Origin of the sequence: Ramlibacter albus (assembly GCF_014297445.1) — a bacterium.
GTDB lineage: Bacteria > Pseudomonadota > Gammaproteobacteria > Burkholderiales > Burkholderiaceae_C > Ramlibacter > Ramlibacter albus.
The window spans coordinates 418,048-431,781 of record NZ_JACORU010000002.1 but is presented as its reverse complement, the minus strand read 5'-3'; the positions used below and the strand labels follow the sequence as shown (position 1 = coordinate 431,781).

At 70.1% G+C, this 13,734-nt stretch carries 12 protein-coding genes; 5 read left to right on the top strand and 7 right to left on the bottom strand.

Annotation, left to right across the window (positions count from 1 at the left end; genetic code table 11):
* From H8R02_RS08780 to H8R02_RS08770, 3 genes are read left to right on the top strand one after another with little or no spacing between them, the layout of a single operon-like run.
* A complete protein-coding gene (locus H8R02_RS08780) occupies positions 1 to 942 on the top strand; it encodes an ABC transporter permease (RefSeq protein ID WP_187081005.1) in 942 nt (313 codons plus the stop codon).
* On the top strand, positions 939 to 2,576 hold the full coding sequence (locus tag H8R02_RS08775; RefSeq protein ID WP_187081004.1) for an ABC transporter ATP-binding protein: 1,638 nt from the start codon (positions 939 to 941) through the stop codon (positions 2,574 to 2,576). The genes H8R02_RS08780 and H8R02_RS08775 overlap by 4 nt, the downstream gene beginning before the upstream one ends.
* Positions 2,577 to 4,091: a M81 family metallopeptidase gene (locus tag H8R02_RS08770; protein WP_187081003.1), complete on the top strand. Its 1,515-nt coding sequence runs from the start codon at positions 2,577 to 2,579 to the stop codon at positions 4,089 to 4,091.
* Here H8R02_RS08770 and H8R02_RS08765 read toward each other — a convergent pair.
* Positions 4,088 to 5,578: a M81 family metallopeptidase gene (locus H8R02_RS08765; RefSeq protein WP_187081002.1), complete on the bottom strand. Its 1,491-nt coding sequence runs from the start codon at positions 5,576 to 5,578 to the stop codon at positions 4,088 to 4,090. The genes H8R02_RS08770 and H8R02_RS08765 overlap by 4 nt on opposite strands.
* Before the next feature lie 137 nt (positions 5,579 to 5,715).
* Here H8R02_RS08765 and H8R02_RS08760 point away from each other — a divergent pair, with 137 nt between their 5' ends.
* On the top strand, positions 5,716 to 6,108 hold the full coding sequence (locus tag H8R02_RS08760) for a CesT family type III secretion system chaperone (protein ID WP_187081001.1): 393 nt from the start codon (positions 5,716 to 5,718) through the stop codon (positions 6,106 to 6,108).
* Positions 6,109 to 6,117: 9 nt separating this feature from the next.
* Positions 6,118 to 7,209, top strand: coding sequence for a class I SAM-dependent methyltransferase (locus H8R02_RS08755; RefSeq protein WP_187081000.1), 1,092 nt, complete (start codon positions 6,118 to 6,120; stop codon positions 7,207 to 7,209).
* Here H8R02_RS08755 and H8R02_RS08750 read toward each other — a convergent pair.
* From H8R02_RS08750 to H8R02_RS08725, 6 genes are read right to left on the bottom strand one after another with little or no spacing between them, the layout of a single operon-like run.
* Positions 7,206 to 8,336 carry a HupE/UreJ family protein gene (locus H8R02_RS08750; protein ID WP_187080999.1) on the bottom strand — a complete coding sequence of 377 codons (1,131 nt, stop codon included), beginning with the start codon at positions 8,334 to 8,336 and terminating at the stop codon, positions 7,206 to 7,208. The two genes, H8R02_RS08755 and H8R02_RS08750, sit on opposite strands and share 4 nt — an antisense overlap.
* A complete protein-coding gene (locus tag H8R02_RS08745) occupies positions 8,333 to 9,493 on the bottom strand; it encodes a tetratricopeptide repeat protein (RefSeq protein ID WP_354004886.1) in 1,161 nt (386 codons plus the stop codon). Before H8R02_RS08745 ends, H8R02_RS08750 begins: the two co-directional genes overlap by 4 nt.
* The gene (upp, locus tag H8R02_RS08740; RefSeq protein WP_187080998.1) at positions 9,490 to 10,122 is read right to left on the bottom strand and encodes a uracil phosphoribosyltransferase; all 633 of its coding nucleotides are present in this window, start codon (positions 10,120 to 10,122) and stop codon (positions 9,490 to 9,492) included. Before upp ends, H8R02_RS08745 begins: the two co-directional genes overlap by 4 nt.
* A gap of 7 nt (positions 10,123 to 10,129) precedes the next feature.
* Entirely contained in the window at positions 10,130 to 11,407 is a 1,278-nt protein-coding gene (locus H8R02_RS08735; protein WP_187080997.1) for a URC4/urg3 family protein, read from the bottom strand.
* Positions 11,404 to 12,648, bottom strand: a complete 1,245-nt coding sequence (locus H8R02_RS08730) for a GTP cyclohydrolase II (protein ID WP_187080996.1) — start codon at positions 12,646 to 12,648, stop codon at positions 11,404 to 11,406. Before H8R02_RS08730 ends, H8R02_RS08735 begins: the two co-directional genes overlap by 4 nt.
* A gap of 18 nt (positions 12,649 to 12,666) precedes the next feature.
* Positions 12,667 to 13,626 carry a threo-3-hydroxy-L-aspartate ammonia-lyase gene (locus H8R02_RS08725; RefSeq protein ID WP_187080995.1) on the bottom strand — a complete coding sequence of 320 codons (960 nt, stop codon included), beginning with the start codon at positions 13,624 to 13,626 and terminating at the stop codon, positions 12,667 to 12,669.
* Positions 13,627 to 13,734: the final 108 nt, after the last annotated feature.

The window sequence follows — 13,734 nt, the reverse complement described above, 5'->3', positions numbered from 1 at the left end:
ATGAGCGCCCAGCTTTCGCAGGAAGAACACGCGCCGCTGTCGGTGGAGGCCGCGCCGGAGGCGGACCGCCCGAATGCGTGGCAGCGCGCGGCGCGCAACCTGTCGGTGCGCATCGGCGGCATCGTGCTGCTGCTGCTCACCGTGATCGCCTTGTCGGCGCCGCTGCTCGGCACGGTGGACCCGAGCCTGTTCGACCCCGGCAGCCGCGACCTCGTGCCCGGCGCGACGGGCGAGATCACCACGCTGGAAGGCGAGACGCGGCCGCATCGCTTCATCTTCGGCAGCGACAGCTTCGGGCGCGACATCTACAGCCGGGTGATCTACGGCACGCGAGTGTCGCTGATCGTGGGCATCTGCACGGCCATCCTCGCGCTGGCGGTGGGGGTGGCGTTCGGTCTCGCGGCCGGTTATGTGCGCAGCGTCGACAGCGTGCTGATGCGCGTGATGGACGGGCTGATGGCGATCCCGGCCATCCTCATCGCGATCGCGCTGGTGGCGATGTGGAAGGGCGGGCTGCTCACGGTTGTGGTGGCGATCGCGGTCCCGGAGATACCACGCGTGACGCGGCTCGTGCGCTCGCTCGTGCTGACGATCCGCGAAGAACCGTATGTGGAAGCGGCGATCTCGGTGGGCACCGGCACGCTCGCGATCATGCGGCGGCACGTGCTGCCCAACACCGTGGCGCCGCTGATCGTGCAGGGCACCTTCATCTGCGCGTCGGGCATCCTCACGGAAGCCATCCTTTCCTTCCTCGGCGTGGGCCTGCCGCCGGAGATCCCGACCTGGGGCAACGTGATGGCCGAGGGCCGTGCGCAGTTCAACCAGTACCCGCACAACATTTTCTTCCCGGGCATCTTCCTCGCGGTGACGGTGCTGGCGGTCAACATCCTCGGTGACGGCTTGCGCGACACGCTCGACCCCAAGATGGCGCAAAGGGTATGAGCGACACACCCGTCCTCTCCATCGAAGACGTCAGCGTCGGCCTGCCGGCCGGCGCCGACCGCGCCACGGCCGTGCGCAACGTGTCCTTCACCGTCGGCCGCGGCGAGATCGTGTGCCTCGTGGGCGAATCGGGTTCGGGCAAGAGCGTGCTCGCGCAGGCGGTGATGGGCCTGCTGCCGCGCGGCCTGCCGGTGCAGTCCGGCCGCATCCGGCTCGAGGGCGAGGACATCACGCACGTGCCGGCGTCGCGCCTGCGCGAGCTGCGCGCCACGCGCATGGGCATGATCTTCCAGGAGCCGATGACGGCCCTGAACCCGGTGATGACCTGCGGCGACCAGGTCGACGAGGTGCTGCGCGAGCACACGTCACTCTCGCCGGAGCAGCGCCGCGCCAAGGTGCTGGACATCATCCGGGAGGTGATGCTGCCCGAGCCGGAACGCATCATCGCGAGCTACCCGCACCAGCTCTCGGGCGGCCAGCGCCAGCGCATCATGATCGCGATGGCGCTGGTGCTGGACCCGGTGCTGCTCATCGCCGACGAGCCGACGACGGCGCTGGACGTCACCACGCAGGCGCAGATCCTCAAGCTGGTTCTCGACCTGCAGGCGCGGCGCGGCACCGGCGTGCTCTTCATCACGCACGATTTCGGCGTGGTCGCGGAGGTGGCGCACCGCGTGGCCGTGCTGCGGCTGGGCGAGCTCGTGGAGATCGGCGACAAGCAGCGCGTGCTGCAGCACCCGGTTCATTCCTACACGCAGATGCTCGTGGCGGCCGTGCCGACGCTCAACCTGCAGCAACGCGACCTGGACGGCGACGCGCCGATCGTGCTGTCGGTCAAGGGCCTGGCCAAGACCTACGACAGCCGCAACTGGTTCGGCCGCCGCCGCAGGGTGGACGCGGCGCAGGACGTGAGCTTCGAGATCCGGCGCGGGCAGACGCTGGGCATCGTCGGCGAGTCGGGCTCGGGCAAGAGCACGGTGGCGCGCTGCATCGTGCGCCTCATCGACCCGAGCGGCGGGCAGGTGCTGCTGGGGCGGCCGGGCGAGGGCGCCGCGCACGACGACATCGCGATGCTGCCGCCGCGCGCGCTGCAGCCGCTGCGCAAGCGGGTGCAGATCGTGTTCCAGGACCCGTACCGCAGCCTCAACCCGCGCCGCACGGTGGCGCAGGCGATGGTGGAAGGGCCGATGAACTACGGGCTGTCGCGCGAAGCGGCGCTCGCGCGGGCGCGTGAGCTGCTTGGGCTGGTGCGCATGGACCCCTCGGCGATGGACCGCTACCCGCACCAGTTCTCGGGCGGGCAGCGGCAGCGCATCTGCATCGCGCGGGCGCTGATGATGGACCCCGAACTGCTGGTCGCCGACGAGGCGGTGAGCGCGCTCGACGTGTCGGTGCAGGCGCAGGTGCTGCAGCTGCTGGCGGAAATCCGCGGGCGGCTGAACCTGGCGATGCTGTTCATCACGCATGACCTGCGGGTGGCGTCGCAGGTGTGCGACCAGCTGGTCGTGATGAGCAACGGGCGTATCGTGGAGTCCGGGCCCGCGCACCGCGTGTTCGCGCGGCCGGAACATGAGTACACGCAAGCCTTGTTCGCGGCCGCGCCGGGCCGTGGGTTTGCTTTCGGGAGGAGTTGAATGACGCGCATCCTGGTTGCCGGTTACCAGCACGAGACCAATACGTTCGCGCCCAGCCTCGCGGACTGGGCGGCGTTCACGCGCGGCGACTCCTTTCCGGAGTTCACGCGCGGCGCGGCGATGGTGGAGCGGCTGCGCGGCATCAACATCCCGGTCGCGGGCTTCCTCGACGCGGCGCGGTCCTTCGGATGGGAGTGCGTGCCCTCGTGCTGGGCCGGGGCGATCCCTTCGAGCTACGTGACGAAGGACGCGTTCGAGCGCATCGCGGCGACGATCTGCGAGGACGTGAAGGCCGCTTGCGCGCAGGCCGGCGGGCTCGACGCCATCTACCTCGACCTGCACGGCGCGGCTGTCGCAGAGCATGCCGCCGACAGCGAAGGCGAGTTGCTGGGGCGCCTGCGGGCCATCGTCGGCCCGAAGCTGCCGATCGTCGCCAGCCTCGACCTGCACGCGAACGTCACGCGGCGCATGCTGGCCGAAGCGGATGCGATGGTGTCGTACCGCACGTACCCGCACGTCGACATGGCGGAGACCGGCGCACGGGCCGCGGAGTTGCTGAAGCGGCGGCTGCATGCGGGGCGGCGCGAGCCGATGCATTCGCGGCGCGTGCCCTACCTGATCCCGCTGAATGCGCAGAGCACTTGGCTGCAGCCGGCTCAGGGCATCTACGAGGAACTCGCCGCGCTGGACCGCCGCTACGGCACCTTGCTGAGTTTCTGCCCCGGCTTCCCGGCGTCGGACTTCGCGGAGTGCGCACCGATGGTGTGGGGGCACGGCCACGACGAGCCGCGCACGCGCGAGGCCGTCGAGGCACTCTACGCTCGCGCCGCCGAGCCAACACAGTGGCGGCAGGACATCCTGCCCGCGCGCGACGCGGTGGCGCGCGCGATGGCGCTTGCGGAGCACAGCGACCGCCCCGTCGTGGTCGCCGACACGCAGGACAACCCGGGCGCGGGCGGCGACAGCAACACCACCGGCATGCTGCACGCGCTGCTGGCGCAGGGGGCAGGGCGCCGCTATCCGGGGCAGGTGGCGCTCGGCCTCATGTTCGATGCCGACGCGGCGCGCACCGCGTGCGATGCCGGTGTCGGCGCCACGCTCGACCTGGCGTTGGGCCGTGCCGTGCCGACGTTCACCGGCCAGCCGAGCGACCCGCCCGTGCAAGGGCGCTTCACGGTGCGCGCGGTGAGCAACGGCCGCGTGACGATCAAGGGGCCGATGATGACCGGCCTGAGCGTGGCGCTCGGCCCGAGTGCGTGCCTGGAGATCGACGGCGTGCAAATCGCGGTCGTCAGCGGCAAGAAGCAGCTGATGGACCGCGAGTTGCTGCGGATGGTGGGTATCCAGGCGGAGCAGCAGCGCATCATCGTCGCGAAGAGCAGCAACCACTTCCGCGCGGATTTCACACCGATTGCGAGCCACGTGCTGGTGGCGAAGGCGGCGGGGCCGATGGCGGCCGAGCCGTCGGACTTGCCGTGGCGGCATTTGCCGCCGGAGATCCGCAGGGCGCCCTAGATCGCGTCGAGCGGGTAGATCGGCCGGCGCACGTTCTTGAATTTCAGCAGCGAGTAGTCCGACGTGCAAACGCCGGTGCCCGCGCATTCGACGACGGCGTGCGCAAGAGAGCGCAACCCCGCCCGCCAGTGGATCCGGCTCTTGAGCATCACGAACTTCATCGTCTCCGGCGCGATCCCCACCGCGGTGAACGGCGCGAGGTCGTTCGGCTCCACGTGGTCGCTGATCACAACGACCTGCACGCCCTGCACCTCGAGCACCGCGCACGGCCCCATGCTGCCACGCTCGCCGGTCGACATCGGCCCGCGGTTGCGGTACTGCCCGTCCGACAGCCGCCGCACGCGCCCGGTGACGACGCGCGGCTCGCCCTTCAACCCGATGCCCGGCATGTCGAGCTTGCCGCCCAAAGGCAGCGTGATCGTCGCACCCACGCCCGCAGCCATCATCTTCTTCACCGCCTCCGGGTCGAAGATCGCGAACGCCACGGCATCGGTCAGGCCGGCATCGAGCATCGCCCCGAGCACGGTCATGGTGTCCATCGTCCCGCCGGACGCGCAGTTGTCGCTGTGGTCGAGCAGCACGATGGGCCCGGTGCCCGGTGGCTTGGTGGCGGCCAGCGCCAGGGCGCGCGCCATCGACTCGGCCAGCGGCTCGATCCTGTAGACGAACTCCTCGCGGCGTTGCCACGCGAGCGTGAGCAGCTCGTCGGTCCACTTGCGCGCGAGCGCCGGGTCGTTGTCCGTCACGACAACCGCGGACAGGCCCGCGTACTTGATGTCCGCATTCGGGAAGCCCACGAACACGCTCGCGCAAAGCGCACCCTGTGCCTCCATCTCGCGGCACCGCGCCTGCAGCGAGCGGTTCGGCTCGTCGTCGCTGCCTTGCCGCATGACGTGCGGCAGCATGTCGGCGCGGCCCCACGCCATGGCCGGCTTGGCGCGGCCCTGCAGCATCGCCAGCAACGCGCGCCCGGCCCGCAGGCCCGTGCCGTGCATGTCGATGTGCGGATAGGTCTGGTAGCCGGCAATCACGGTGCTGTGGTCGCCCATGCCGTCGTAGAGGTTGGTGTGCATGTCCAGCGCGACGCCGACCGGCACGTCGGGCGCCACGGCGCGGATGCGGCGCAGCAGCTCGCCTTCGCCGTCCTCGTATGTCTGCGTCACCATCGCGCCGTGCAGGTCCAGCAGGACGCCGTCGCAGCCTTGCGCCACGGCATCGCAGATGAGGGCGGACATGGCCTCGAACGCGGCGTCCTCGACCGGGCCGCTCGGCCAGGCGCTGCCGGCCACCGGGACCACGTATTGCGCGCCCGCTGCTTCGGCCAGCTCGATGAAGGCCGCGATCGCCGAGCCCGTGCCGCGATACGCCGCCACCGCTTCCTCGCCGCGAGGCGGCGGGTTGCCCTCGAACCCGAAGCGTTCCAGCGGCGTGGGTACCGGCGAGAACGTGTTGGTCTCGTGCTTCATCTGGGCGATGACGAGCTTCATGCGCGAACTCCTTCGCGGGGCAAGGTACCAGAAGACGCACCGGAAGTCGAACACCGGTGTTAACCCGCACGAGGGGAACGGCGCATCGCCCGCAGTTACCGAGTCTCCTGTGTGGCGCGTGGCGCCTCGGACCTTCCATGGACTACAACCACTACGAACGAATGGTGCGTGACTTCTGCGAGTGCCGCGGCGCCCCGCAGGCGGCCGGCGAAGCGATCGAGAGCCGCCACCTCGAGATCGACGGCCACCTCGTGGGCCTCGTGCCGCGCGAGGGCGCCGGGCTCGACATCTTCATCGAAATGGGCCACACCTGGCCCGGCGACGACGCGCCGCTCTACGAACGCCTGCTGCGGTTCAACCTGGACGCGGGGCCGCAGCTCGTCGGTTTCTTCGGGCTTCACCCCAGCGGCAGCCACGTTGCCTATCGCATGCGCGTGGCCGGGGGGCTCTCCGGCACGGAACTTTCCGACCTGCTGCATGACCAGCTGCCCGCCGCGGTGCGGGCCTACCACCAGATCTGCAACGCCTGAGGAGCCTCCATGCAACGCACTTCCACCGCGGCCGCCGCCGCCGCCGCGCGCACGGGCGCGAACGTCGCCCACGCCGCGTTTCGCTCGCTTTCCACGGTGCGGCCCGTTCCGCCCGGCACGCTGACCGAAAGCCGATCGTTCGATTCGCCGGCCACCGGTGCAGGCGACATGAAGTTCGACCCGACGCTCATGCGCCCGAACGGCGCGGTGGGCACTGCCGGCAGCGCAGTGGCGGCCACGAAGTTCGCGCAGGAGGCCCGGGCCCGCTACCCCGGCCCTGGCGGTGCGCCGGACGCGGGTGAGGTGGGCGAGGTCGTGGCCTGGGCCGCCGACGTGAAGGACGGCAAGCCCGTCGACCCGAAGGTCCCCAAGTGCGCGAGGGGCCTGATGGCGTTCGGCGCCGGGACGCACATGGGGCCTGTGGTGGACCTCGGCTCCGGCAACGGGTTGCGCGCCGTCCACCTCGCCCGCCTGGAATACCCCGTGATTGCCGTCGACGCCGCGCCGCACGTGGTGGCGGCAACCCGCGTGGCCGTGGACAAGGCCAACGCGAGCGGCGCCGGCCGCCGTCTCGACATAGAAGCGCGGGAGGGCACCAGCGTGGCGGCGGCGGGCCTGAAGGACGGGTCCGTGCGCGGGGTGCACTGTCGCCGCCTGCTGCCCTACCTGTCGGGCAGCCAGGCCAAGGCGGAGATCGCGGCCATCGGCCGGGCTGTCTCGCCCGGGGGCTGGGCGGTCGTGAGCATCTTCCACACCAGCCAGCGCAACACCGAGCCATGGCCGGGCTGCCCGCAGCGGTGGCGGCTGGAAACGCTGGAAGACCTCGCGGACGAGGCCTTGAAGAACAAGCTGAGGCTCTGGGGTGTGAGCGTCACGCTGGCGGCGGAAGTCCCCGCAGGCAATGGCACGACGCGGCTGCACCAGGAAGAGCTCGAGTTCGGTGAGCACAACATCGCATCGCTGGCGCAGCCCGAGCGCCCCGCGCAAATCGAAATCGCCATCGAGGCGGCGGCGCAGCGCCTGCGCACCAGGCACGGAGGCGCGGCCGAGCTGCCGCTCCACGTGGAAGTCACGGCATCGTTCGTCAAGCAGGAGCGCTAGAACGGCCCCTGGAAGTCGAACGCCCGCTGCGCGAACCACCACGCCGCGATGGCCGCCACCAGCAGCGAGCCGAAGGTCAGCACGCCGACGCGGTAGAACTTGGTGCGCCGCAGGCTGAAGGCGATGGGCACGAACACCACGACGATGGCGAGCTGGCCCAGCTCCACACCGACGTTGAAGCCGACCAGCGCCAGTGCGAGCGCGTTGGCGGGCAGCCCGAGGTCCGCCAGCACCGAAGCGAAGCCGAAGCCGTGGACCAGCCCGAACACGAAGGCCATCACCCAGCGCCGCCTGTCGATCGTGCCGCGCAGGTTGTTGAGCGCCGCGACCACCACTGAGGCCGCGATCGTGGACTCCACGAAGCGCGAAGGCAGGCTCACCACGCCGAGCACGGCGAGGCTGAGCGTGATGGAGTGGGCGAGGGTGAAGGCCGTCACCACTTTCAGCACTTCCCACAGCGACGCTTTCAGGCTGGGCGCCGGCTCCCACTGGCCCGCGGCGCGCACCAGCACGGCGGGCAGCAGCAGCGACAGCAGGAAGAGGATGTGGTCGAAGCCGATCCATATGTGCCAGGTGCCTTCCTCCACGTACTGCTTGAGCGTCTGCCACGCGCTGGGCGCTTCGAGCTGCAGCGGCTGCTCGGCGGAGGTGGACGAGAAGACGAGCGCCTGCGAAGTCGCCGCGCCGGGCGCGATCCATTGCACGAGGCCGCGGTGCGTGGGGTCCACGTCGAACAGCGCCGAGTAGCGCAGCTTCAGGCCTTGCTGCAGGTTCGGGCAGTCGGCGGCGAGCGAAAGCACCGCGTAGGTGCCGTCGCTGTGGTGGTCCAGCTGTAGCGGCGCGGAGGCCTTGAGCGCGCAGTCCTTGCCGTTGCCTGTCACGGCGAGGTGTTCGACGGCGTAGCGGGTGATGTCGTCAGCGCGCTGGCGCACCTCGCCCCAGGTGAGCTCGCCGTTGCCGTCGCGGTCCAGCTGCAGCAGGTAGTCGAGGTCGCGCAGGGCGAGGTCCCAGCGGATTTCGACGCGCTGCTCCTGCGCCTTGACGGTGAGGTACGAGTCGCTCGGTTTGTGCGCCCATGCGCCGAACGATGCGCACGCGAGCAGGAGTGCAGCCAGCCACGCCTTCATTGGAGAGCCTTCGCCAGCTGCTGCAGGTGCTCGTCCTCGTAGCCGCTGTCCTTGAGCCAGTCGAGCGCGGGCTTCGCGGCGGCAGGCTGCTTCGCGGCGACGGCGGCGCGCATCAGGATTTCCGCATCGCGCGGCTCCTTCTGCGTCTCGTAGTTGCGCTTCGCCAGGGCGAGGGCTTCCGCAGGCTTGTTCTCGATGTCGAGCTCGAACCGCGCTGCTTCCTGTTCATGCAGCCGGTCGCCGCGCTTCGCAGCCGCTTCGAAGCGCTCGCGCAACTGCTTCGCCCAGTCGGCCGCACGCGGGTCGTTCGCGGCCTTGCCCGCGAGCGCGAGCCGCAGCAGCAGCACGTCGGAACGCTCCCAGCCTTCCAGCAAGGTGAGCACCTCGCGTGGCCGGCCACGCATCAACAGGAAGTCCGCATAGGCCGCCAGCGCGAACTGGTCGATGCGCCCCTGCCGCAACGCCGCACGGAAGTGCTGCTCGGCATCGTTCCAGCGCTGCAGCCGCACGGCCATCTCGGCCAGCCGCGTGTGCAGCCAGAGTGCGATGCCGGGGTCGACCGCCGGGTCGGTCATGAAGCCCGCGCGCAAGCCTTCGTACGCCTGCCGCAATTGCCCCGTGCTCGCCTGCACGTAGGACTCGCAGCCCATCGCGACGAGGCGCTGCCCCACCGGCGCGAGCTTCTCGCATTCCTGCAGCGCATCGGCATAGCGCGCCTGCACCATGCGCACCGCGGCGCGCCAGGCGATGGGGTCCGGGTCCTTCGGGTCGATCTCGCTCGCGCGCTGCAGCGACTTCAATGCGCCGTCGAAGTCGTGGCTGTACTGCAGCAGCAGGCCGCGCACGAACCAGTAGCGGGCATCCGCCGGCGGCGACTTCTCCATGGGCGCAAGAGCCGACATGGCATAGCCCACGTAGCGCGGGTCGCCCTGCGCCATCGCGAGGTCGAAGTAGCGCCGCGCGATGTCCAGCCTCAGTACGTTGTCGTTCGGGCGCGCCGCGAGCTGGCGCCGCAGCGACTCCACGCCGCGCACCGCGGGGTCCGTGTTGGCGGGCAGCTTCTCGACGACCTCGTCGTCGCCCTTCGGCGTGAAGGGCGCGGCGTGGACGTTGGCGAAAGCAGCGGCCGCGAGCAGCGCGATCGCGAAGCGCTTCACTTCGTGCCGAAGATCCGGTCGCCCGCGTCGCCCAGCCCCGGCAGGATGTACCCGTGCTCGTTGAGCTGGCGGTCGATGGCCGCCGTGTACACGGGCACGTCCGGGTGCGCCTTGTTCATCGCCGCCACGCCCTCGGGGCAGGTGAGCAGGCACACGAACTTGATCGACTTGGGGCCGAGCTCCTTGAGGCGGTCCACCGCGGCGACGGCGGAGTTGCCGGTGGCCAGCATCGGGTCGACCACCACCACGTCGCGCTCGTTCATCTTGTCCGGCATCTTGAAGTAGTACTCCACCGCCGTCAGCGTCTTCGGGTCGCGGTAAAGGCCGATGTGGCCCACGCGCGCGCCGGGCACGACGGACAGCATGCCGTCGAGGATGCCGGTGCCCGCGCGCAGGATCGACACGAACACGAGCTTCTTGCCGTCGATGACCTTGGTCCTGGTCTTCTCGAGCGGCGTCTCGATCTCCACCTCCTGCATCGGCATGTCGCGCGTGACCTCGTAGGCCATCAGCATCGCCAGCTCGTTCAGCAGGCGCCGGAAGCTGTTGGTGGAGGCCTCCTTGTTGCGCATCAGCGAGAGCTTGTGCTGCACCAGGGGGTGGTCGATGACGTGGACGTTGGCGTTCATCCCGAAATTAGAACACCGTCCCGTCGCTCGCCACCTGCAGCGGCGGCAGGCCGTTGCGAAGCTGGTAGGCCAGCTCGCGCCCGGCCGCCCAGGTGCCGCCCTCCAGCACGCTCGCCAGCGGCATCTGCCGCTCATCCAGGTGAAGGCGGCTGCGCACGCGCGGGGCGAGCTCGTCGAGGAGCGAGAGCGTCAGCGCGCGCCACTCCACGACCACCTCGTCGCCGGGCTGCCACACGTTGGCCGCGACGCCCGCATCGCGCAGCTTCAGCACGCCGGTGTCGAGCAGCAGCCCGCCGTTGCGGTACTCGGGCAGGGCGGTGAGCTGGTCGAGCCCGTGCACGGTGCAGCCGGCCCACATGAAAGGCTCCAGCAGCGAATAGGTCATCCACTGCGTGAGCTTGTGGAAGGGCACCCACCCGTCCGTGAGGCCCGGGCCGCGCACCGCCGAGTGCCGCCAGCAATCCCCCAGCGGCACGCCGCGGATGCTGTTGCTCGCCGGCCAGATGGGCGCCAGGCCCATGAGCAGGTGCGACAGGATGTCGTGCGCTGCCACGTCGGCTGTCCGCGGGATGTCGGGGCCGCCGATGCCCAGGATCATGTCGAAGATGCCCGCGGGCCGGCACACCTCGGGCCCGAAAGTCTCCGGCTGCTCCAGCATCACTTCGCCGAGGCGCCGCAGGAGGATCGCGCGGTTCTCCAGCGCGACGAGCGGGTTGTCCTCGCGCACCTGGAAGGCGGGGGCGAGGTGGTCGGTAGACAGGCCGCGCAGCCCGTGCGCGTCCACCTGCAGCGGGTGCTCCTTGTCGCTGGAGAACAGGCCGCTGGTGAAGGCGTGGAAGCTCGCGACGGCCAGCCCCTCGGAGCGCGTGAAGGTCTCCTCGGTCGCGGGCTCGGTGTACGCCCAGTCCGGGCCCGCGCCGGCGTCGAGCAGCACGCTCACGACGGCCAGGTCGATCAGGGCATGCGCGCGCTGCACGTGCGTCTTCGCATGGAGCAGTTCATCGAGCTGCTTGCGCCGGTCCACGCCGCCCGCCTCGAAATGCCGCCAGCGGCTGTGGAAGGGCACGCTGTGCAGCTTGGGGAAGCGCCGGCGCGTGACCTCCGCGACCTGGTGCGCCGCGTCGTCGAGCTTCGCTTCGTCCAGCTCGAACCAGGTCGATTCGCCGCGCCGCGCGCGTTCGAGCAGCTGGCCGCAGCGCTCGCGGATGGTGGTGGTGGTGCGCAATTGCGCGGCCGCCTGTTCCGCCTCCTGCTGGTGGTGGTGCCATGCGGTGTCGAGTGTCATTCGAGGCCCCTGCCTTTCACTTGCTTGAGTTCGTCGGTATCCGGCACGTGCCCCGGCGTGAAATAGCCGGCCGCCACCTTGGCCTCCATCTCCACCTTGGCGTCGGCCGGGATCAGCTCGTCGGGGATGTTGACCCGCTCGCCCACCTCGATGCCCGACTGCGTGATGGCGTCGTACTTCATGTTGCTCATCGAGACGAGCCGGTGGATCTTCTTCACGCCCAGCCAGTGCAGCACGTCCGGCATGAGCTCCTGGAAGCGCATGTCCTGCACCCCGGCGACACATTCGGTGCGCGCGAAGTACTGGTCGGCCGTGTCGCCGCCCGCCTGGCGCTTGCGCGCGTTGTAGACGAGGAACTTGGTCACTTCGCCCAGGGCGCGGCCCTCCTTGCGGCTGTAGGCGACCAGGCCCACGCCGCCGCGCTGCGCGCCCGCGATGCACTCCTCGATGGCGTGCGTGAGGTAGGGGCGGCAGGTGCAGATGTCGGAGCCGAAGACGTCGGAGCCATTGCACTCATCATGCACACGCGCGGTGAGTTCGACTTGCGGATTCGCAAGGTCCTGCGGGTTTCCGAAGATGTAGACCGTGAGCCCGCCGATGGGTGGCAGGAAGACCTCGAGGTCGCTGCGCGTGACCAGCTCGGGGTACATGCCGCCGGTTTCCTCGAAGAGCACGCGGCGCAGGTCCGCCTCGCTGCAGCCGAAGCGCTGCGCCACGCCGGGCAGCCACCACACGGGTTCGATCGCGGCCTTGGTGACCATCGCGGCGCCGCCCGGTGTGAGCACGGTGCCGTCCGCCTTGAGCCGGCCCTTCTGCAGGGCGTCGATCACCTCGGGCAGGATGACGTGTGCCTTCGTGACGGCGATGGTGGGGCGGATGTCGTAGCCCGCCGCGATCTCGCCGGCAAACACTTCGGCGACGCGCGCGCCCCACGGGTCGAGGCTGACGATCCTGGCCGGATCGGTCCACTGCGGATACGGGCCGATGAAATCCGTCGGCGACGTGTTCGTCAGGTCCGGCTTGTGCTCACGGCTGAGCGCGCCCGCGGCCACGGCGAGCGCGCGGTACACGCTGTACGAGCCGCTGTGCGTGCCGATGACGTTGCGGTGGCTGGGCTTGCTGGTCGTGCCGACGATCGGCCCGCGCTCGGCAGCCGTGGGGGCGCCCCAGCGGATGGGCAGGGCGCCGTAGCCGCCCGCGTGCGAGGTGAGGCGGATGTGGCGCGGGGATGTGTCGGGCATCCCCCAATTTAGCGCGAATCAGCCGACGAGTTCGGCAAAGCGCGGCAGGTCGATGTTGCCGCCGCTGATGACGATGCCCACGCGCGCGCCCTTCAGGTCCAGCCCGCTGGCCTTCGCACCCGCCAGCGACAGGCAGCCGGTCGGCTCCACGATCATCTTCATGCGCTCCGCGTAGAACTTCATGCATTCGACGAGCTGCTCGTCGGTCGCGGTGAAGATGCCGTCCACGTTGCTGCGGATGACCTCGAAGGTGATCTCGCCCGGCGACTGCGTCTGCGCGCCGTCGGCGATGGTGCGCGGGACCTCGATCTTCACGCGCTTGCCGGCCGCGAACGACTGTTGCACGTCGTTGCCGGCCGCGGGCTCCACGCCCCACACCTTGCACTTCGGCGAGAGCGCGCGGGCGGCGAGGGCGCAGCCGCTGATGAGGCCGCCGCCGCCGACGCAAACGAACAGGTGGTCGAGCTCGCCTACTTCCTCGAAGAGTTCCTTGGCCGACGTGCCCTGGCCGGCGATGACGTCGGGGTGGTCGTACGGCGGCACGAGCGTCATGCCGCGTTCCCCGGCGAGCTTGCGCCCGAGTGCTTCGCGGTCCTCCTTGTAGCGGTCGTACAGGATCACCTCCGCGCCGTAGCCGCGCGTGGCGGCCACCTTGAGCGCGGGTGCGTCCTGCGGCATCAGGATGGCGGCGGGGATGCCCAGGATGCGCGCCGACAGCGCCACGGCCTGCGCGTGGTTGCCCGACGAGAACGCCAGCACGCCGCGCTTGCGCTGTTCCGTCGTGAAGCAGGAGAGGGCGTTGAAGCCGCCGCGGAACTTGAACGCGCCCATGCGCTGGAAGTTCTCGCACTTGAAGTACAGCTGCGCGCCGAGCTGCGTGTCGGCCGTGCGCGAGGTGAAAACGGGGGTCTTGTGGGCCTGGCCCTGCAGGCGCCGCGCGGCCGCGGCGACGTCGTCGTAGGTGGGGATGCGGGTCATGGGCATGACTGTAGCGGGAGGAATGGGTTCAGGTTCGTCCCCCTTTGCAAGAGTCTTATGTATGGGGTGCGCGCGGCCTTGCGCCGCCCTAGGATCGCGGCGTCCTCA

Bases quoted from the DNA above. Each gene is read 5' to 3' on its own strand.
- H8R02_RS08725 (WP_187080995.1), bottom strand. From the start codon at position 13,626: ATGACCCGCATCCCCACCTACGACGACGTCGCCGCGGCCGCGCGGCGC.
- H8R02_RS08770 (WP_187081003.1), top strand. From the start codon at position 2,577: ATGACGCGCATCCTGGTTGCCGGTTACCAGCACGAGACCAATACGTTC.
- H8R02_RS08760 (WP_187081001.1), top strand. From the start codon at position 5,716: ATGGACTACAACCACTACGAACGAATGGTGCGTGACTTCTGCGAGTGC.
- H8R02_RS08780 (WP_187081005.1), top strand. From the start codon at position 1: ATGAGCGCCCAGCTTTCGCAGGAAGAACACGCGCCGCTGTCGGTGGAG.
- H8R02_RS08730 (WP_187080996.1), bottom strand. From the start codon at position 12,648: ATGCCCGACACATCCCCGCGCCACATCCGCCTCACCTCGCACGCGGGC.
- H8R02_RS08775 (WP_187081004.1), top strand. From the start codon at position 939: ATGAGCGACACACCCGTCCTCTCCATCGAAGACGTCAGCGTCGGCCTG.
- H8R02_RS08755 (WP_187081000.1), top strand. From the start codon at position 6,118: ATGCAACGCACTTCCACCGCGGCCGCCGCCGCCGCCGCGCGCACGGGC.
- H8R02_RS08750 (WP_187080999.1), bottom strand. From the start codon at position 8,336: ATGAAGGCGTGGCTGGCTGCACTCCTGCTCGCGTGCGCATCGTTCGGC.
- upp (WP_187080998.1), bottom strand. From the start codon at position 10,122: ATGAACGCCAACGTCCACGTCATCGACCACCCCCTGGTGCAGCACAAG.
- H8R02_RS08765 (WP_187081002.1), bottom strand. From the start codon at position 5,578: ATGAAGCTCGTCATCGCCCAGATGAAGCACGAGACCAACACGTTCTCG.
- H8R02_RS08735 (WP_187080997.1), bottom strand. From the start codon at position 11,407: ATGACACTCGACACCGCATGGCACCACCACCAGCAGGAGGCGGAACAG.